Origin of the sequence: Bacillus pumilus (genome assembly GCF_900186955.1) — a bacterium.
Taxonomy (GTDB): domain Bacteria; phylum Bacillota; class Bacilli; order Bacillales; family Bacillaceae; genus Bacillus; species Bacillus pumilus.
In genome coordinates, this window is record NZ_LT906438.1 from 1,789,416 (window position 1) to 1,810,018 (window position 20,603).

Annotated in this window: 18 protein-coding genes and 2 pseudogenes; 1 reads left to right on the plus strand and 19 read right to left on the minus strand. The window is 41.9% G+C overall.

What is annotated here, in order from left to right:
* Window positions 1–93 precede the first annotated feature (93 nt).
* The 4 genes and pseudogenes from CKW02_RS09045 to CKW02_RS09060 all read right to left on the minus strand — a co-directional run.
* Window positions 94–366 (minus strand): DUF2651 family protein, encoded by a 273-nt coding sequence (locus tag CKW02_RS09045; protein ID WP_034619863.1) that lies wholly within the window; start codon window positions 364–366, stop codon window positions 94–96.
* 233 nt (window positions 367–599) lie between these two features.
* Window positions 600–1,526, minus strand: coding sequence for an alpha/beta hydrolase fold domain-containing protein (locus tag CKW02_RS09050; RefSeq protein ID WP_003212306.1), 927 nt, complete (start codon window positions 1,524–1,526; stop codon window positions 600–602).
* An 18-nt stretch (window positions 1,527–1,544) separates the two neighbouring features.
* Entirely contained in the window at window positions 1,545–1,955 is a 411-nt protein-coding gene (locus tag CKW02_RS09055) for a MerR family transcriptional regulator (protein WP_003212406.1), read from the minus strand.
* Window positions 1,956–2,147: 192 nt separating this feature from the next.
* Window positions 2,148–2,507: pseudogene (locus CKW02_RS09060) on the minus strand (family 1 glycosylhydrolase); the annotation flags it as partial.
* Window positions 2,508–2,663: 156 nt separating this feature from the next.
* On the opposite strand from CKW02_RS09060, the gene CKW02_RS09065 reads away from it, so the two are divergent.
* Complete coding sequence (locus tag CKW02_RS09065) at window positions 2,664–2,972, plus strand: magnetosome magnetite crystal formation protein family (protein WP_003211034.1); 309 nt, start codon at window positions 2,664–2,666, stop codon at window positions 2,970–2,972.
* A 54-nt stretch (window positions 2,973–3,026) separates the two neighbouring features.
* Here CKW02_RS09065 and CKW02_RS09070 read toward each other — a convergent pair whose 3' ends face one another.
* From CKW02_RS09070 to CKW02_RS09140, 15 genes and pseudogenes are all read right to left on the minus strand, one after another.
* Entirely contained in the window at window positions 3,027–4,430 is a 1,404-nt protein-coding gene (locus CKW02_RS09070; protein ID WP_003211393.1) for a sensor histidine kinase, read from the minus strand.
* 2 nt (window positions 4,431–4,432) lie between these two features.
* A complete protein-coding gene (locus CKW02_RS09075; protein ID WP_003211676.1) occupies window positions 4,433–5,140 on the minus strand; it encodes a response regulator transcription factor in 708 nt (235 codons plus the stop codon).
* A gap of 130 nt (window positions 5,141–5,270) precedes the next feature.
* Window positions 5,271–6,539 (minus strand): glucuronoarabinoxylan endo-1,4-beta-xylanase XynC, encoded by a 1,269-nt coding sequence (gene xynC / locus CKW02_RS09080; RefSeq protein ID WP_034619861.1) that lies wholly within the window; start codon window positions 6,537–6,539, stop codon window positions 5,271–5,273.
* Between the two features lie 53 nt (window positions 6,540–6,592).
* Complete coding sequence (locus tag CKW02_RS09085) at window positions 6,593–8,128, minus strand: glycoside hydrolase family 43 protein (protein ID WP_003212282.1); 1,536 nt, start codon at window positions 8,126–8,128, stop codon at window positions 6,593–6,595.
* 221 nt (window positions 8,129–8,349) lie between these two features.
* Window positions 8,350–9,810 carry a CoA-acylating methylmalonate-semialdehyde dehydrogenase gene (locus tag CKW02_RS09090; RefSeq protein WP_003211356.1) on the minus strand — a complete coding sequence of 487 codons (1,461 nt, stop codon included), beginning with the start codon at window positions 9,808–9,810 and terminating at the stop codon, window positions 8,350–8,352.
* Window positions 9,811–10,146: 336 nt separating this feature from the next.
* On the minus strand, window positions 10,147–11,487 hold the full coding sequence (melA, locus tag CKW02_RS09095; RefSeq protein ID WP_003212141.1) for an alpha-glucosidase/alpha-galactosidase: 1,341 nt from the start codon (window positions 11,485–11,487) through the stop codon (window positions 10,147–10,149).
* Between the two features lie 31 nt (window positions 11,488–11,518).
* Window positions 11,519–12,350: pseudogene (locus tag CKW02_RS09100) on the minus strand (carbohydrate ABC transporter permease).
* Entirely contained in the window at window positions 12,350–13,282 is a 933-nt protein-coding gene (locus CKW02_RS09105) for a carbohydrate ABC transporter permease (RefSeq protein WP_095117803.1), read from the minus strand. Before CKW02_RS09105 ends, CKW02_RS09100 begins: the two are co-directional and overlap by 1 nt.
* 30 nt (window positions 13,283–13,312) lie before the next feature.
* A complete protein-coding gene (locus CKW02_RS09110) occupies window positions 13,313–14,569 on the minus strand; it encodes an ABC transporter substrate-binding protein (protein ID WP_003211543.1) in 1,257 nt (418 codons plus the stop codon).
* 219 nt (window positions 14,570–14,788) lie between these two features.
* Window positions 14,789–15,829 (minus strand): LacI family DNA-binding transcriptional regulator, encoded by a 1,041-nt coding sequence (locus tag CKW02_RS09120; RefSeq protein WP_003210944.1) that lies wholly within the window; start codon window positions 15,827–15,829, stop codon window positions 14,789–14,791.
* A gap of 181 nt (window positions 15,830–16,010) precedes the next feature.
* Window positions 16,011–16,703 carry a D-allulose 6-phosphate 3-epimerase gene (gene alsE, locus CKW02_RS09125; protein WP_003211478.1) on the minus strand — a complete coding sequence of 231 codons (693 nt, stop codon included), beginning with the start codon at window positions 16,701–16,703 and terminating at the stop codon, window positions 16,011–16,013.
* A 17-nt stretch (window positions 16,704–16,720) separates the two neighbouring features.
* Window positions 16,721–17,983 carry a PTS ascorbate transporter subunit IIC gene (locus CKW02_RS09130; RefSeq protein ID WP_065097404.1) on the minus strand — a complete coding sequence of 421 codons (1,263 nt, stop codon included), beginning with the start codon at window positions 17,981–17,983 and terminating at the stop codon, window positions 16,721–16,723.
* 25 nt (window positions 17,984–18,008) lie between these two features.
* Window positions 18,009–18,275, minus strand: coding sequence for a PTS sugar transporter subunit IIB (locus CKW02_RS09135; RefSeq protein ID WP_003212211.1), 267 nt, complete (start codon window positions 18,273–18,275; stop codon window positions 18,009–18,011).
* 15 nt (window positions 18,276–18,290) lie between these two features.
* Window positions 18,291–18,440, minus strand: a complete 150-nt coding sequence (locus CKW02_RS20590; RefSeq protein ID WP_257736869.1) for a PTS sugar transporter subunit IIA — start codon at window positions 18,438–18,440, stop codon at window positions 18,291–18,293.
* Window positions 18,434–20,413, minus strand: a complete 1,980-nt coding sequence (locus tag CKW02_RS09140) for a BglG family transcription antiterminator (RefSeq protein WP_257736870.1) — start codon at window positions 20,411–20,413, stop codon at window positions 18,434–18,436. Before CKW02_RS09140 ends, CKW02_RS20590 begins: the two co-directional genes overlap by 7 nt.
* Window positions 20,414–20,603 lie beyond the last annotated feature (190 nt).

Genomic DNA, 20,603 nt, shown 5'->3' on the forward strand with positions numbered 1-20,603 from the left:
CGTATCTATTATACCAAACATTAGGTAATGAACTGTTTGCCCGAAGATGAGTGGAAACAAAAATAAAGATTATGTTTGCAGGCATAAGCTTCTTTATGCTTTTTTATAGCGTTGAATCATAAATTGAATGATTTTTGTGATGAGAGAGGTACACATGCATAGAAAAGTCATAGCGACGACCCAATACATATTCGACATATCGAACCCCGTATAGGCAAAGATAAAAACGGTTGAAGCTGCAAATGTGATCACTAGAACGACGTAGACCCGCTTAAAGATGAAATAGCCGACAATCCCCCATATCAAAGATAACAAAGGCAATGTAAACAAGATCAGAGCCATAGGTTGAAGAAAGGAAACAATCATCATTCACTCTCCTTTACTAGCCGTCATTTATTTAAATCCAATGAAGAAGCGAACAATCATTATATTAATGGGAAATACGCTCGTTGTAAACAAAAATTGGAATTTAAAGAAGTTTAATCTGTAGTGAGTTGACATTCTGGATGTATTTCAAGTTGAATTGAAAAAGGCTGCTTTCATGAAAGCAGCCCATTCACTAAACTTTCGACTATTTCAATCAAATCATTATACATTTCTTAACGATTGATCACCTGAATGATCTTCTCCTGAGCATCTTGTGCCTCAGGGATTGGCATGACAACAAATACATGAAGCATTTCAGGATAAACAAAGGTTTTGATGTCAATTCCTTGTTCTGTTAGTTTTTCATCGAGCTTTATGGCATCTGGATATAACATATCATGTGTTCCAATGAAATGAGTAATCTTCGCAAGTCCTTTGAATTCACCGTAAATGGGACTGATCAATGGGTCAGTTACATGTTGATCAGCTGTCCAAATCTTTGCAATGGCTTCCATTCCTTCATAACCTAGAATCGGGTCCTTTTTTGCATATTCAAACATGAGAGGATTGCTTAAGCTCATGTCAACACATGCAGATAATAAAATAATATCCTTCGGCTGCGGCAGATCCTCCTTCTTTAAAAGGTGCGCCAGACCAAGTGAGATATTTCCGCCAGCTGAATCTCCCATGATCGTCAATTGATTGGCACTTCCGGCAGTTTTCAGAAGGTCTTTATATAGGTTAAGTATTTTCGGATACGTATCCTGGTAGCTATAATGAGGCACTTTTGGGTAAATAGGAGCGACTACTTTCGCACCTAGTGATTGCGCCATTTTATCCATGAACCACCAATGGACATTCAAAGGCTGATTTGTCCACGCGCCTCCATGTAGATACAGAATGACTTTTTGGTTTTGTGATGCTTGTTCATTCAATGTGAAAACTTGCATGCCGTCGAATGTCTGCTCTTGTACCTCACTCATTAACTTCACATCATCTCCAATGGCATAAGGTTGCGTATTTTCCATTCCTTTTTGCTCAAGAAATTTTTTTTTGTGCTCGATACTAGAAAAACTCTCTTTATTACTTTGCGAAGCGAATAATGTTTCAAATTGAATACTTTCTTCAGAACGTTCACCATGATAAATTTCTACACTCATTTTTTTCTCTCCTTTCACTCAATATGATGATTGATCATCCTGATTTGGTACACGAAATGATTCCAGGTAGACTTGTACTTTTTTTTCAGGAGTTTTTAATAAGTTAGATAAAAGGTCTTGAATGAGACGAAGGCTTTTGATTTTCCTTTCAATTTCTTCATGTTTAAGATGGACAATTTTTCTTAGCGTATCAAGGTCTATGTCTTGACTTAGCATGTCCATAATTTCAGCTATTTCCTTTAATGAATAACCCAATGTTTTCGCATCTTTGATCAATTGAATCTTCACAACATAGTCTTCTGTATAGAATCTGTAACCGTTTGAACGTCGTCTTGGAGCAGGCAATATGTTGTGCTCTTCATAGTAACGAATTGCGGCAGGACTTATTCCTGTTTTTTTGGCAAGTTCTCCTCTAGTCATCAACTCCATCGTTACTCCTTTGTCATTATTTTGTCTTACTATATGTACATTATAAAGGTTGAACTATACTTCAAGGTCAAGGTGAAACATTTATTGGCTTGCTATGACATGATTTGGGTTTCTTTTCGGTAAACAAATAAAACACCATCGCACCCGGCAAATAAAGGCGGGCGCAATGATGTTTTCATCATTCAATCTGGATTATGATAAATCTTCTCCATTTGTTGCAATCACATTTTTGTACCAGTAGAAGGAATCTTTTCTGTAACGATTTAATGAACCATTCCCTCTATCGTCTTGATCTACATAGATCAAACCATAGCGTTTACTCATTTGAGAAGTTCCGCAGCTAATTAAGTCGATGCATCCCCAAGGCGTATACCCCATTAAATCGACACCTTCTTTGACTGCTTCTTTCATCTGTTCAATATGTTTTTTCAAATAATCAATTCGATAATCATCGTGTATTTTTCTGTCTTGTGTCAATGTATCTCTTGCGCCAAGTCCATTTTCACAAACAAACAAAGGCTTTTGGTATCTGTCATACAGTTTGATTAATGAATTAACTAGAATCATTTTACGGTTTAACATTTTTAAGGTTGCTGTAAGGTTCGGATTAATACAAGTTAAGGTTGAGGTTGTACAATGGGTTTGTAAGGAATTGAGGGATGAGTCAAATGGTCCCCTCTTCTAAATCAATCATAGAGGTGAAAAGGTTTGAGAGAAAATAAAATTTTGTCTTCATTATGTTACTTCAGTATCTTTTTTGCACCGTTTCTGTTTCCGATTATCGTCTATTTCTTAGGAAAGGACGAAGTGAAAGAGCATGCGAAAAAATCACTCTGGACACATATTATTCCTTATTTGATTTTCGGAATTGGTATTGCCGGTTCAGGTTTACTTGGCATGAACGATATCAGTCATGCTGGTCCGTTCTTAATTGCAACGTATGCTGCGACATTCCTAGTCGCGATCTACTTCTTCATTTGGAACATTGTGAAAGGCATTAAAGTGTTTTCAGAATAATAGTTGAAAAAAACGGTTCTGTGATTGAGCAGAACCGTTTTTTTGTATGTCCGTTCATGCGGGTAATTGGATATCAATCGTTGTTCCTTCCCCTATCATACTTTGTATCGTAATATCCCCGCCGTGTTTTTGGATGATATCTTTTGCAATCGCCATTCCAAGACCAGAGCCTGCATGTGTCCCTCCTGTATTTGTCCCTCTATAGTAGCGGTCAAACACTTTTTCTAGCTCTGCCTCTTCGATTCCTTTGCCGTTGTCTTGAATCGTAATGTGGGTGTTTTCTTTTTGTTCAAGCTGTACAATGATGTTCACATCAGCATCATTGTGAACAAGGGCATTTAAAATGAGATTGGTGACCGCTCTTCGTATGAGGATCGTATCAATATTCAGCATAAGCTTGTCTACATTCGTTTGCAGCTCAATGGTCTGATCTGCATATCTCGAATCGTTGAGGATATCAATTAACGTTTCACGCAGCAACGGTACAATGTTCACCAGCTCTTTATGCAGCATCACGTCGTTATTTTTCAGCCTTGTGGTTAAGTTGAGATCCTCCATGACATCTTTGATGTACAGTGATTTATTCTCTATGATGCTGGCATAATGTTTGATGTCTTGATCTGAAAGAGGATAATTTGGATCTTTCATGATTTCTGCATAGCCTTGAATGGAGGATAATGGTGTTTTAATATCATGAGAAATATGGCTGATCCACTCTTCCCGCATTTGCTCTAATTTGTCTTTTTCTTTTTGGCTTGAAGCGAGCTGTTCTGATAAGTGATTGACATTATAGAAGACATCTTTATATATCCCCTTAGTTGGCAGCTTCGTCGTATAATCTCCGTTTGCGAGCCGCTGGATGCCATAAATGGCACGGCCAAGCGGTTTGATGAGCTGCCGGCTGAATAAGTATCCAATGACTAAGGCAATGATGGCATCAATCGATAATAAAATCATCGTCCCGATATTGAATTGCGATATTAAGTCTTTCGTATTGAACGAAAATAAATATTTTCCGATGGAAGGGTCCTTAAATCCGATAAAGTAGCTGTATTCCTTACCCTTTCCATTTTTCCCCCCAGCATAGATAGTCGACATCAATTGCTTATCTTTATATTTATGTAAGTTTACGATTTCTATAGGTGTGTATTTGCTCTTTAAGCCTTTAGGTGCTTGTGCATGATAAACATCTTGTCCATTTTCGTCTAATATTTGAATCCATGCATTTTGTTGTTTTAAGGCTTGCTGTCCTTCTTTGCTCACAGTGATATCTTGATTGGACAAGGTGATGTATTGTTCAAATGTTCTTGTGAAGGTTTCCGGCGTATTTTCTTCGTTTTGCTGGCTGCTTGCTTGTAGTACAAGCCAAATCATGAATCCAAATAAGTTAATAAAGACCGTGATAATGGTCACGATAATGACAGAGACCATATATCTGCCTGTTAATCGCCATTTCATCTTTACGCATCCTTTACAACAAATTTATAGCCAAGCCCTTTAACCGTCACGAGAAATTCTGGTGTAGATGGGGAATTTTCTATTTTCTCCCGAAGTCTTCGTATATGAACCATCACCGTATTATCAGAACCGAAGAAATCCTCTCCCCAAACCGTTTGATAAAGCGTTTCTTTACTGATCACGCGATTCGGATGCTGCAAGAAATAGGTCATCAGCATAAGTTCTTTCGGAGTGAGCTCAATCGCCGCTCCGTTTTTCGTCAGTTCAGCTTGCTGCTCGTTTAACTCAAATGGGCCTTTTTTAATCACGGGCTCCGCTTGAGAAGGCTGTAAGTATGATGACCGTCTTAGCTGGGCTTTTACCCGGTAGGCGACTTCCTTTGGGCTGAACGGTTTTGTAATGTAATCATCGCCACCAATGGCAAGTCCTACAATTTTGTCTGATTCCTCTCCCTTTGCTGATAAAAAGATAATTGGAACATGCGAGACGTCTCTGATTTGTTTGCAAATATCGTAGCCTTCACCGTCTGGTAGCATAATATCCAGTATGACGAGATCGGGTTGTTCTTGATTGAATTGTGAGAGCCCATCACGGGCAGTTGAAGCTGTTATCACCCGGTCAATGCCTTCTCTTGTTAATACTGTATGGATTAATTCCAAAATTTCTTTTTCGTCATCTATAATCAATACTTTGCTTTGAAGCTTTGGCATTTATAATCACTCTCCTGAAGTCATTGTTATTATTATACCCAAAGTGTAGACGTCGTGAAAAATCAACTTTCTATTGACACAAAAAAGCCAATTTTCTTTTTTAATGAGAAAATTGGCTTTTGGTGTTTTTTTAGCGTTTGACCACAAATGTTGTCACACTTTGAGCAGGGAGATGTGCCCAAAATTGATTTCCTGATATGTTTAAGTCAGTTCCAGGCTGGAGGTTACTGTTGCTGCTCGTGATCCATCTTGACGCTTGGGAAGCAGTTCCGTTTTGCATGACAAAGTGTTGATTGACTCCTGTATTGTTTTTGTTAATCGCGACAATGACGACCTGATTGTTTCCTTTATAGGCTGAGACGAAAACATTCGGTTCAGGGCTTTTCGTTGCATCAATTCTGACGTACCCTGGACGCACAAACTTGGAGAAATGCGCCATGTTGTATCCACGCTTGCTAATCATTCCATCTTCTTTCATAGGACCGTATGATCTCCGGATGTACCACCACACATACGCCTGAAAGTCCCCTTCCACCATTGAATGGTGAATATGCTCTGATACCCCTAATGCCTCAGGCCAGCGGTCCGCTGAATTGTTATCACTATTCGGGTAGTAGACCTCTGTCATCCACAGCTCTTTCCCCCCTCCTTTTTGTTTGAAAAGAGGATACGGAAGCTGGCTGATTTGGGTTCCGTACAGATGGGCACCGAGAATGTCCATATTTCTAAGCGCCTGCGGATCGTTTAAGATAGGATCTGAGATATTCTTAAGGTATTGAAAGGATTCTGGTGCAATCACACGTGCATTAATGGAGCCGGCATTTTCTCTCATGAATCGCAGGATTTCCTGAGGTGTCCACCATGTCCATTCATGTGCATAATCAGGCTCGTTTTGTACGGAAATGGCATAGAGATTGACGCCATTATTTTTCATGTATGTCACAAAATCATTCAAATGCTGAGCATATGCGGCGTATTGATTGTATCTCAGCCGCTTTGCAGACGCACCATTACGGTTGAAAGTCTCTACCATATGGCTTGGAGGATTCCAAGGCGAAGCGATCACCAAAGCGCCATGCTCTATCGCTCTTTTGGCGGTGGCGACTTCTCTGTGCCAATTATTTCTGTTCTCGTCTACATAAATCCGTAAAATGGAGAATCCTAACTGATTCTGTCCATTGCCAAAGGCGGTATCCCTTTGAGGGCCGGTCAAATCACCAATCCAGGCCGGGTGGTTCATTCCGCCAAAGCCGCGAATCACTTGTCTTTCCGCATTGACATTAATATTCGCATCACTTGCCGCTGACACCTCAGTTACGCTGGGTCCTATGAACATGACAGACAACATAGTGAAGCAGACCAATAAAGTGCAAATTGGTTTTTTGATTATGGACATCAAATTTTCCCACTCTCCCATCAACCATTAATCGATGCCGTAGCATCAGATTTTGTTTACCTTTGAGTAAACTGCCAGGAATCAAATTGGAATAGGTTGGCACCATTTCCTTTGAAGACAAAAAATACGTTGTGTACTCCCGTTGCCCCGTTTACTGCCGCTTCTATTTCTCGCCAGTTTCCGCCTGTGGAAGGGACATTGAGTGTTCCGGCAATTCTACCGTCTGGACTGCCGAGACGTACTTCAATTTGTCCGCCTGAAGCGGCTGCTACATTGGCTTTAAAGGTTCTGGCACCTCTCGATCCGAAATCGACATTACTGACAGCCACCCAATCGCCGTTTTGAATGTTTGTGACGTGCTGGTTATTGGCTGGCCCACCAGGTGCTGAGGAGGCCTCTGTTAAAATGCGCCCATTCCAAGCGAATGTTTCAGCTTCTACCCGTTGATAAGGATTTAAGTTGGAAAGCTGTTTAACGCCTTCAAAATTGGCTGCGACCTCTCGAAGGGAGCCGTCAGCATTATGCACAAGCTTATTAATGTGGGGAGATCTGTAGCCTTTCCCTGCTCCGTATAAGGCAGAGCTCACCGTTTGTGTGTGATACACGACATACCACTCGTTTTTAAAATTAAACACAGCATGATGGTTGTTACCGCCGCCACCGAAAAATGCACCCGGATTTTTCAAGAAGTGTCCTTTATACGTAAAGGGACCCATAGGACTTGAGCTCGTCATATAGCCGATCTCGCCTGGTGGTTTATCTGCTGGGTGAGAGCCGCCAAAATTGATGCAATAGGAATAGTAATAGGTACCGTTATACTTATGCATCCCTGAATCTTCAAACATAAAAGGAGCATCAATGGTTGATGCACTGCCGACCACACTTGTCATGTCAGGCCCTAGCTTCAGAACTCTTGCTGTTTTAGGATTGGCCCATTGTCCCTGCGTTGGATTTGAACCGCCTGGAACGCCTCCACCAGCATATAGATAACCGGTCCCGTCATCATCTACAAATACGGCTGGATCAAACAGCCATACAACACCTGACATCCCTGGTGTATTTGGCGTGACGAGCGCTTTTCCGATAGGATCTTTCCAGGGACCAATCGGGCTGTCCGCTGTCAGGACGCCAATCCCTCCACCGCTGTTAGCAAAATAAAGGAAAAATTTATCCTTCCCATTGATCTTCTTCACCGCAGCGGCTGGAGCCCAAGATGCGCCTGCCCATTTGGCAATCCCTTTCCCGCCATTGGCCCCATTGGCACCTGCTACTGGAATCGCTCCGTGATCTGTCCAGTTCACCATATCCGCCGAAGAGATGACAAAAACCCTATTCAAGTTTGCAAAAGAATTGTCCTTAATCGTTCCATTGCTGTGATACTCATAGTCATCGCTCGACATATAAATGTACACTCTTCCGTTATAGGTGAGCGCAAACGGATCCGCCCCCAGGTGATGGTCTATGAGCGGATTTGCATTTCCTACTCGTTTTGCAATGGGGGTACTTGCTGCACTCGCATCATATACAGGTATACAGCTTAGTACCAAAGCAAGAATCAATAAACCTAAACCGCACTTCATCCTCTTTCTCATCGTGTCATTTTCCTCCTGTTTTCATCTTCCTAATCTTGGGGTTTACGCCCAATTTCAAATTATGTTGATAGATGCTGATGAAGAATGAATACAAAGGATGATTTCTTGAAGGAATCGTTGCTAAAACAACTATGTAAACCCTTACTTTTTGACTAGGAGACAACAAAAAAATGCAGTTCTCCTTTTGGAACTGCATTTTCTTAGCTTATTCATGATGTTGATCACATATAACGAGCGGTCACCATTTTCTTTCTTGTGTAAAACTCCACTCCGTCTGTTCCATTGGCATGCAAATCCCCGTAGAAAGAATCCTTCCAGCCGGAAAACGGGAAAAATGCCATTGGTGCGGGAACACCGATATTGACGCCGAGCATCCCTGCGTCGATGTTTTCGCGAAATTCTCTGATGCTTGATGCACTGTCTGTGTACAGGCAGGCACCGTTCGCAAATTTTGATTGATTGGACAGGTCGATTGCTTCTGTTAGTGAAGAGACACGAACAATGGATAAGACTGGGGCGAAAATCTCGTCCTGCCAAATTTTCATTTGATTTGTCACATGGTCAAAGATCGTTGGTCCAACGAAATACCCTTTTCCATTTGTTTCGTGATCTTTCCTGCCATCACGAATGAGACTTGCGCCTTCTTCAATCCCTGACTGGATGTATTGAAGCGTTCGTTCTTTATGTTCCTTTCGAATGACTGGACCAAGAAAGACCTCTTCATTTATTCCATTTCCAATGACGAGCTCGTTCGATTCATCAACTAATTTTTGAATGAGCTCATCTGCCACTTCTTCTTCCACTGCGACAACGGCCGCAGCCATGCAGCGCTCTCCTGCTGATCCAAAGGCAGCACCAATGATTTGTTTCGTTGCCGCGTCTAAATCTGCATCTTTGAGAACAATGGAGTGATTTTTTGCTCCTGCAAGTGCTTGGACACGTTTGCCATGCTCTGTGCCTTTTTTATAGACGTATTCTGCGACTGGCTGAGAGCCGACAAATGAAATGGCTTTGACCTTTTGGTGTTCAAGCAGACCATTGACGACATCGTGAGCCCCATTGACAATGTTGAGAACCCCTTTTGGAAGACCTGCTTCTTCGAATAGCTCGGCTAATCGCGCGGCAAGAATCGGCGTGCGCTCTGAAGGTTTTAAAACAAACGTATTTCCGCACGCAATGGCAAGCGGGAACATCCAGCAAGGGACCATCATCGGAAAGTTAAATGGTGTAATCCCCCCGATGACGCCTATTGGATAGCGGTACATGCCGGATTCGAGTCCAGATGCGATATCTGGTAATTGTTTTCCCATCATTAAGGTTGGTGCACCAGCGGCAAATTCGACACATTCAATCCCGCGCTGCACTTCTCCTTTTGCTTCTGTTATGCTTTTTCCGTTTTCAATCGTGACGAGTTCAGCCAGCTCATCCCATTTTTCAACGAGTAACTGCTGATATTTAAATAAAATGCGGGCACGGCGGGGAACGGGGGTTTTCGACCAAGTGGTAAATGCTTGTTGTGCTGCCTGTACCGCACGTTCGACATCTTTTTTTGTTGAAAGCGGCACTTCTGCGATGATCTCGCCAGTTGCTGGGTTATATACTGCCTCTGTTTGACTAGTTTCTGCCTCAATCCATTGTCCGCCAATATAATTTTTCAACATTTGTACATCTGTTTTGGTCATGTTCCCTCTCTCCTTTTTATGAAAAAATGTCATGCTTATAGGATGTGTTTGGTTGTCATTGTCTCATCTAATGGGCGCCCATCTGTATACACTCTTTGTCAAATATTATTGTCGTTTTGGTTTACGTTGTGATAAAAGCTTGCTCTAACGTGTGAAAGGTTGTCGCCCATTCATTTGTTTGTGAGAAATGATTCCGGAATGTGATTCATTCATGATGTATTTTTGATTAACTGTTGGTTAACTTTAGAAAAATCATAATATTAAAAACGCTTTCAGTCAATCCTCTTTTTGCAGCATAAAAAAACCTGATGCGCGTAGCATCAGGTAGAGGCTGGTTTATTTCTGTAAGTTGGTTGATGCGGCATATTGATTCGGTTCTGCAAAATGCGGAAGCATCTCACCATGTGCTTCAATGAGTTCATCGCATAATTTGATGATGTCATCAATCGATAGTTCAGCGCTTGTGTGTGGATCAAGTAATGCCGCTTGATAAATGTGCTCTTTTTTGCCGCTGATTGCTGCTTCGATTGTCATGAGCTGTGAGTTGATATTGGTCCGGTTCAGTCCAGCCAATTGTTCAGGGATCTCTCCGACATAGCATGGCATGATACCGCTCCGATCTGCAACACACGGCACTTCGACACACGCTTTTTCAGGCAGGTTGTGAATGAGGCCTCCTGTGTTCAACACATTCCCAGCAAATTTAAAGGGAACGTTCGTTTCGATCGCTTCAATGATACGAGAACCATATTCTTTTGAGCGAGTATGTGTGATCTGTGTATTGCCCACAAGGTCATGCTTCATGGTATTCCAGTTGTTGATTTGTTCCTCGCAGCGTCTCGGGTATTCATCAAGCGGAATGTTAAATTGACCGATCAGTTCTGGATAGCGTGATTTAATGAAATAAGGATGATATTCGGCATTATGTTCTGAGGATTCTGTGACATAGTAGCCGAATTTATCCATCAGCTCAAAACGTACCATATCATGATGCCGCGCTTGCTGCTTTTCTTTCGCTCTTCTTTTGATTTCTGGGTACAAGTCTTTTCCGTCCCGTTTCACTTCTAATAACCATGCCATATGATTAATGCCGGCAATTTTTTCTTCAATGCCTTCATGATCCATTTCAAGTGATTCAAATAGATCCTTTGTACACACCTGCACACTATGACAAAGACCCACCGTTTGAACCTGTGTATAGCGCAGCATCGCACCTGTCAGTGTGGCCATTGGATTTGTGTAATTTAACAATAAAGCATTTGGGCAAACCTCTTCCATCTCCCTTGCAAAATCAAGCATCACAGGAATTGTTCGAAGGAAGCGGAAGATGCCGCCGATGCCAACCGTATCCGCAATCGTTTGTCTTAACCCATAGTTTTTCGGAATCTCAAAATCAATCACCGTGCTTGGCCGGTAGCCTCCAACCTGGATGGCATTGATCACATATTTCGCATCCTTTAAGGCTTCTTTTCGGTTGTGATAGGACTTAATGGCCACATGTGCACCGTAGTTCTCTTTTAAATGGCGGAGCATCGTTTCGGATTCTTTCAGCCGGTTGTGGTCGATATCATATAAAGCGAATTCAAAACCGGTTAGTGCAGGGACGAACAAACAATCTCCTAATATATTTTTAGCAAACACGGTACTCCCTGCACCGATAAATGTAATTTTAGACATAGACGACTCTCCTTTTCGCATCCATATTGAACTATCCTTTGACAGAGCCTTGTGAAAGCCCTGCGATAAAATATTTTTGCAACAGTAAAAACATCGTCACCATCGGCAGCATTGCAATGAGCGCAGCAGCACCAACGAGCTGAAGCTGATGTTGATTTTGACCAAAAAAATGGGATAAGGCGACTGTGAGTGTGTGCATCTCTTTATCTTGCAAAAAGAAGATGGCAAATTGATAGTCGTTCCAAATATACACACAGGCAATGATTAAAACAGAAGCGGTAATGGGTTTCAGAAGCGGAAAAACGACGGTGAAAAAAACTCTAAGTGTCCCAGCTCCATCAATACGGGCTGCTTCTTCAAGCTCCTTTGGAATGGTTGACCGGATAAAGCCTGCGTATAAGAAAATCGTTAGCGGCAAAAAAAGCAGCGACATTATTTAAAATAGCGATTTGATAGGTGTTCATCATCCCAATTTGAACGACCAATTTATAGAGCGGGACAAGGGCTGTGAGTGGTGGAATGACCATAATGGCGATGAATAAAACATAAACTGCTTTATTTAGCTTTGTGCTTCTTCTTGCGAGCGGATAGGCTGCAAGAGAGCCAAGAAAGATGAGGCATACAGCAGAGCTGAACGTAATGATCACGGTATTCAAAAAGGATTGGCCAAGCTGAGCCTCTGTCCATGCCGTGCGAAAGTTTTCAAGATGAAGCGCTTTTGGAAACAGCCATTTTGAACTGAAATCTCCTATCCCCTTTAATGATGTCGTTACCAAGATATAAAATGGAATGAGATGAAGCAATGTCACCAAAAGGGCGAGGAAGGTGTACCATCTCTTCTTACGTTTAAAGGCATTTTCCATCACACCTCGGTCTCCTTTCGTTTGAAATACATCAGCGCTGCGATACTAATGACAAGGATGATGACCGCCATGAAGACCCCTTGAGTTGCTGCATAGCCTGCATCCTGACGTTTGAAATACAGATCATACATAAAGGTCGACATCGATTGTGAGGAATCTCCCGGTCCGCCGCCAGTGAGCGCCACAATGACATCAAAGAGCTTGAGCCCGCCAATGACATTTAGCACAACATTAATGGTGATAGACGGTATAAGGAGAGGCAATGTAATTCGCCTAAATTGCTGGAGGCTGGATGCACCGTCTAATTGTGCCGCTTCATAATAATCCTTAGGAATACTTTGCAGTCCTGCTAAATAAATGATCATCGCAATCCCAACGAATTGATAGGTGTTGACGAGCACAATGATCCAAGTGTTTAATTGCGGATTGCCAAGCGCATTCAATTGATCAAATCCAAAAAGCGTCACCACATCGTTTAAGGCACCGCCTTGGTAAGCAAACACGAAATACCAAATATAGCCCATCGCAATCGGACTAATCATGACAGGTAAATAGATGACTGTTCTTGTGATCGCTCTCATCTTTAAGCTTTGATTTAATAAAAGAGCATATCCAAGTCCGATGATATTTTGTAAGATGGTGCTACCGATTCCGTATAGAAGTGTATTTTTAACAACAAGCCATGTCGTTGGGTCCTGAACCAGACGCTTATATTGATCAAGCCCAATCCATTCATAAGTTTGTGAGAATCCATTCCAATTCGTAAAAGATAGCTGAATGCCGTTCAAAAAAGGATAAATGATAAAGGTACTGACAATGAGAACAGCTGGCAAGTACATCCACCAAAGGGATGAATTCTGGCTTTTTTTCATTTTCTGCTTTGGTAAAGAGGTGAATGCGGCTGGCTGCTGTGCTTTTGTGATGTCATTCATTGGATTCACTCCTGTTTCAGCATGAGCCTGCTATTGTTTTTTCAGACGCTTATATTCCTCTTCCATCTTCTTCGATAACTGTTCTGGTGTGATGGAGCCTGCTAATAATTCTTGACCCGTCGTTGCCATGACAGCCCACATGCCGCTTGGTAAGTATTTTCGATCGAAGTAAGGTTCAATCTTAACCTTTTCGTATTGATCGTAAAACGTAGAGTAATCGTTTTTCGCTTTTACTTGCTTTAAGGCTGCTTCAGAGGAGGTGCCTTCTGCGATCTTTTTCGCATTTTCAGGCTTTGTGAGAAAATCGATGAATTGTTTTGCTTCTTTTAAATGTTTGGAGTCTTTCCAGGCAGCGACCGTAAACCGTTCTCCTCCAATCCAGCTTTGCTTATCTCCTTCATGAATAGATGGAACTGGCATCGTGCCGACTTTGATCGATGGATTGAGTTTAGACGCTTCAGGTCCTAAAGAACCTCCGACAAAGGTGAAGGCTATCTTGTTTTGTGCCATTAGTTCAGGTGCTTGAGTGAGTTTTGCTGTGAGGACATCTTTGTTTAAAAGGTCTTGATCCTTCAGTTCCTTCATGAACTGTGCAAGCGGTGTATAGAGAGACCAATCAAATGATCCGTTTTCAAGGTCTTTTCCGTATCGATGGTTTGGACTGGTGATCAATAAAGGTGTGGCGAGTTCATCAAAGACTTGGGCGATATTTGAGTTGTCTCCTCCTGGTATCCAGAGCGGCACAACCTCTCCTTTGCTCTTTTCCTTCACTGTCAGCAAAGCGGATTTTAGCTCATCAAGTGTTCTAGGGATTTCAATGTCATAGTCCTTTAATAGATTGGCATTAAAGCTAAGCCCGTCTTTTGCTTGATTCAGCGGATACGCGTATACTTTTCCATCTTGGTCCTTTAAAATTTGATCGAGTGAAGGATCAAGCTGTTTCACCCAATCCATTTCTTTTAGATCAGCGACATACTCGCTGTAGCGCAGTTTGGCCCAGCCGTGTGTGTCAAACAGATCCGGCATATCATTTGCTCCCATTTTGACACGGATCGTATCTTCATAGCTGTTGCCTGGGAAGTTGGCATCGATTCGAAGATGTGGATGCTCTTTTTCAAACTCACGAATCACTTCTTCAAACGCTTTTCTTTCCCCGCTGTTGCTCATCGTCGAAAAGAGAGTTAGGGTGACCTTTCCGTTTGCTTCGGACGTTCCGCTATTGCTACAAGCAGACAAAAGAATGGTCAAGATAAAGGCCGCAGTGAGTAGCATGATTTTTTTATTCATGGTTTCCTCCTTTTAATCACTGAAAATTCAGACGATAATCGGTAGAATTCATGCAGTTGCGGAAACAAAAGAAGTCCATTATACTGGAATTCTATTCTTTTCAAAGAGATAAGAGAGCATACCGGTAGGCTGCCTTGTTCTTCGCATGATCTGGCCATCATGCGAAGCAGCTTGCTTTCTGCTTTTTTGTCTCTTTTTTTGTTTGCTGAAATCGTGGGTTCACCCCCTTTCATGGATGAGGCATGTGCTGCCTCTTTCGATGAGTTTTGTTGGCACGACGACTTTTAGAGGAAGCTTTCTGCCGTTTATTCTCTCAAGCAAAAGCTTCAAACTGACTTCCCCCATTTCTTCTGTATATACTTTGACGGTTGTAAGCGGCGGGCTTGAAAATGAAGCCGCTTCAATGTCATTAAACCCAACGATGGATACATTTGAAGGTACGCGTAGACCGGCTTCGTTGAGCGCGCGCATTGCACCGATCGCCATTGAATCACTTCCGATAAAAAAGGCTTGTGGCAGGTTTCCTTTTTTAATGGCCTGCTGCATGAGCGTATAGCCTTCTTGCATGGAGTATTCCCCGATATGGATGTCATCCAGATGAAGACCACCTGCTTCTTGCATTCTTTTCATAAACGTCGTTTGTCTTTCGTCCTCAATCACAGCATTCCCTTCGAAATAATGCTCTCGCTCCTTTCCGCCAAGATAGCCTAGATGTGTATAGCCAAGCGATTGCAGATGGCGAATCGCTCGATCTGCCGCTCTGACAAAATCGACATGTACACAATCATATAAATCCTCATCTGCATAATGATTGATAAAAACAATGTGTTCCATTCGATTTGTCATTTTTTCCACCGTATCAGGGCTAATTCGTCCAATGACGATCAAACCGTCAATATCCTTTAGCATCGCCCCTTTATCCATGCTTCTCAGGCGAAAGGTATGGAGGGTGGAGAGCCCTTGTTTGGCATATTCTTTTTCAATTCCTTTTCGAATCGATGAAAAAAAGGGGTCATTTAATTCTTCGTCAATGGATTGAGCGACAACGATACCGATGACTGGGGATTCAGATGGGCTTTTTTCCTCTGCTTGATCGGCTTTTCTTGCTCTCACTGGGGTATAGTTTAACTTCTTTGCAATGTCGAGGATGTTTTGTCTTGTTGCGTGCGAAACGGCAAGGGTTTGATCGCCATTTAACACACGGGATACAGTAGAAACGGACACTTTTGCATCATGAGCAATATCTTTGAGTGTGGTCATAGGCAAACTCCTCTTGGTTTTTGACTAAATATTTACTAAAGATATTTGAAGGATAACATGTTGATAAAGCGCTTTCAAGTGTGAATTTGTGATTTTTTATTTTGTTTTTGAGTATGTTTTGTTTAGATGTGAGATTTTAGTAAAGTTGCGTAAAAAAGAGGATGGGTTTCATCCTCTTTTACTAACATGATTCAATTGAGGCTGTTTCTTTTGAAAACAATTGCTTCATTGTCTCCCAAGCTGTATCAAGTTGATGGTGAAGTCCAAATAAACCTGAGTTGCCGATAATATAGATCTCGTTTCCAGCCTCAGCAAGCAGCCGGAACGTGCTCTCATTACAGGAGCCGTCTACTTCAATTGAAAACGAGTAGCCTCCCTTCTCTTTTACATCTTTCACCTGTTTCATTTTCTGAAGCATTTCTTTAATAAAAGGCTGACCTGCAAAGCCTGGATCAATCGTCATGATCGTCACCCGGTCTATTAAATGTAGATAGGAATCTAACGCTGCAATTGGTGTGGCGGGGTTTAAGACAAAGCCGACCTCGCAGTTTCTTTGATGGATATGCCGAATAATTCTAAAAACGTCTCTTTGCACGACCTCTGGGTGTAAGCAGATCATGCTTGCGCCTGCATCAATGCAGGCATCGATTAAAAATTCTTGGGGGTATTCTGCCATAAGATGCACATCAATTGGTCTATCTGTCAGTTTTCGGAGCTGTTCTATGAAAAAGGGTGATAAGGTGATATTTTTCACGTAATGACCATCCATGACGTCGACATGATATCGATCTGCTCTTGTGTTGAGAATATGAATATGTTCGCGGAAATGCGTTAAATCCATGCACATCAGTGAAGGTGAAAAAATGGCTGTCATTCCCAGATTCCTCCTTTTTACAGTTGAAATAAAAGCTTGATCAATCCAATCAAGATTCCGATGATACCAAAGTCTGTATCTCCAAAAGTTGTCCCTTCAAAACCAAGGGTTCCTAACACAGGTAATAAACAAGCAGGTAAAAAAGAAAGAAGCAACCCATTCGCAAATGCCCCAGCGACAGCCCCTCTCACGCCTCCTGTTGCATTGCCATACACTCCTGCTGTAGCGCCGCAAAAAAAGTGCGGGACAAGACCAGGAACAATGACAGTTAAACCAAACAAAGGTAAAAGAAAAATGGATACGATGCCTCCTGCAAAGCTGCATAAAAAACCGATAATGACTGCATTTGGAGCAAATGGAAAAACGGTTGGTGCGTCAAGTGCCGGTTTTGCCCCTTTCACAAAACGATCGGCAATCCCTTTGAAAGCAGGCACGATTTCACCGATTGCCATCCGCACCCCGGCTAAAATAATGTACACACCAGCAGCAAAGGTTATAGCCTGAATGAGAATGAAGACAGCGAAGTTCGTGCCCCCACTCATTTGTTCTATAAAGGGAATCCCAGCAAATGGTGCAATCGCAAAGAACAGCAAAGCCATCGTGATTGAAATGGCCACAGATGTATCTCGTAGAAAGCCGAGTGATTTAGGCACTTGAATGGTTTCTGTAGATCTCTCCGGACGACCGATCCATTTCCCGATCATTCCCGCTGTAAAATAACCGAAAGTACTGAAGTGTCCAAGCGCGAGATCATCGCTTCCAGTGACTTTCCTTGTGAATGGCTGAAGAATAGCGGGTGCAATGACCATAGCTGTCCCTAATATAATCGAACCGGTGGTGACAAGAAACGCTCCTTGCATTCCAGCTGTCGAGAGAACGACTGCGAGCATTGCAGCCATATACAAGGTATGGTGTCCTGTTAAAAAGACGTATTTAAAGGGCGTGAATTTTGCCAATAATAAATTGACCAGCATGCCAAAAATCATTATGAGAGCCGTCTGTGTCCCGAATTCCTTTTGAGCAATGGCCGCCATGGCATCTGTATTTGGGACAACCCCTTGAATGTGAAATGCTGCTTCAAACATTTTTCGAAAAACTCCAAGTGAATCAGATACGACTGTGGCGCCCGCTCCTAATATTAAAAAACCCATCGTTGTTTTCAAGGTGCCTGACACGGTATCTGCGGCTGATTTTTTCTGCAAAAGTAAACCGGCCAGTGCAAACAACCCGATGAGAATGGCTGGTGTGCCCAATATATCGTTCATGATCAGTTCTATCATGATGTGAATCCCCCTTTTTCGTGGCTTAAATGTGTTTACGAAGGACGTCTTTAATGGCTTCCTGGTCTAACAAGTTATTTAACCCAGCGATCTTTCTTGTGCCGTCATCCAGCTGATCGATAATGTCTGTTGCTCCGATATATAGATCAGCCAGTTCATTTTTACTTGTGCTGAGATCGGTATGGTCCACTTCAGCTACAAGTCCTAACTCTTCTAATGCTTTTTTGACATTCATTTCTACGATAAAGCTGCTTCCTAATCCGTTTCCGCACACAACAAGAATTTTTTTCATTCTCTTTTTCCTCCTTTATCGTTGTGAAAATTGATCAATTAGTTTTTGCACCGATGCTAATTCATTTGCTTCAACCAGTTGTTCCCTCCGTTTTTCATCACTTAACAGCATGGTCAGTTGTTTGAGTGCTTTCAAGTGGGTCATACTGTCAATGGCTGCTAGCACGATGATGAGACGAACCTGTTTTTTTCATCCTTAGAGAAAAAGACGGGCCGTTCGAATGACATGAGTGACATGCTTAATTCGTTCACGCCGTCCTCTGGTCTAGCATGTGGAATGGCTACTTGTGGTGCAATCACAATATAAGGTCCATTTTGATCAACGGACTGAATCATGGCCTCCACATAACCTTTCTGAATGGCATTTTGATCGAGTAAAGGCTGCGCTGCTTTTGTGATGGCCTCTTGCCACGTTTCTGCTGTTTGTTGGAGTTGAATGGTTTTTTCTGTTAATAAATCGTTTAACACTGGTTTCCACCCTTTCTGATGGGATACATATGCGGGATGAAGTAGCTCTTTAAGATCACGAAGCAGTGCTTTTTCATTTTGTACGATGGTGTGCTGTTGAATGATCTTGAATAAAACGTTCACATTTTTCTCATCAAACCTGGTTACTTCACCTTCTCCATATTGAAGTAAGGTTTTTTTCTCATAGGCAGTAAGGATGGGATGAACGAGATGAACGGGCTTTCCTTTAAACGAAATAGGTGTTGTTGACACAACAAAGTCGACATCAATGGATGACATTTCTTCATATGATCGCTTTGATAATAGATCACGAACTTCGATGTAACCGATTAATTCGATAAGCTGTGTTTTTAGCATATGACTTGTGCCAATTCCTTCGCCGCAAACAATGTATACAGAACGCCGCACAATTGGCGAAATTCCTTCTCTTCTCATCCAACCACCAAAATGCATCGCCACGTAAGCAATTTCATGATCACTTATCTTTGAGCAGGTCGCCTTTTCTAAATGGCATACGACCTTTTGAGTGATGTCAAACACTTCTGGCTGTGTTTTTTTAATAGATTCTGTTAATTCATTGCTGATATCAATGTGATAGATGAGTCTGTAATAGGCTGGGATGAGATGCATGGTTAAGTTTTGCTCCAAGGCTTCGTACTCTTGAAAGGAGATACAAGCATACCGCTGAAAATCAAAAATCATTTGTCTGGCAATGGTGCGAATGAGATGCTCTTCTGGCTTTTGACTTGATGGAAGCTTTTGTTTCTTTGCGCTGAGCCATAGAGTGCTAAGAAAATAGATTTCATCATCATGAACTTGAAGGCCAGTTTCTCTTTGAATTCGTGCCATGAAACGAATAGCCGCCAAGCATTCATCTGTTTCCTGCAATGTACGCTTTTCTTCGTTTGAAAGGTGTACAGCACGTCCTAGCTTCACCCGCTTAAAGTAGAAAAAGAGATCCAAAGACAGCTGATCCAGCATGTCATCTGCAAACTCGAGCTTAAGCTCTTGTTCTGACTGCTGGAGGAGATGCTTTAACTTGTTATATGAAATAGGCCCCTTTAACCAAAAAGATGGAAACGTTTTTTCGTTTTTTATCATGGTGCGAATGGAATGAATATAAGGTTTCAGCGCCAATCGAATCGCTCTTTCTTTTCCTGAAATCAAATAGCCACAGGCTGCCTGATAGTGAAGCGTGAGCTGCTGCTTTGAAAGTGCTTCTTTTAGCTGTTTCATATCTTCAAGCAATGTATTTCTGCTCACTTTGGTGAGCTTCATCAAATCATCTATTTTTAGATATTTCTCATTGCATGCAATGGATAAGAGCAGGATCGCCCTTCTTTCCTTTACACATGGTTCATAATCGTGACCGACAAGAATGGTGTCAGCTTTTTGAATAATGACTTCTTTTTCATGTGTGTGTAAGTAGTAGCCAAGTTGATCTTTTCGCTGAACGCCACTAAGCTCATGAGTTTTCAGCCAGCTATTCATTCGTTTGATTTCAGAGTAGACGGTTCGAGTAGAGACATTCAGTCGATTCTGTAAATCTTCAATTGATAGATAAGAGGTTGTGTGAAGCAGCATCGATAATAAAGTCGTGCCCCTTTTGGTTAAGTGCAGTTCGAATTCCTCCCTTCTTCCCTTCTTCCCTTTGGTTATAAGTCTAATCAACTCACATGCATCAAAGAAGCCCAAATGTCTTCAGCAAATGCTGTGCAGCTTTTTGGATGTTCTTTTGCTATAAGAAAAAGCACACCCGCTTGAATGTGCTTTTAGACTTGTATAAAAAGGCTAAATTTATCCTTTGGTCTTCTTTTATGTAATAGAAAACCTTTGTAATGAGGTTAGGTTGTGAAAAATT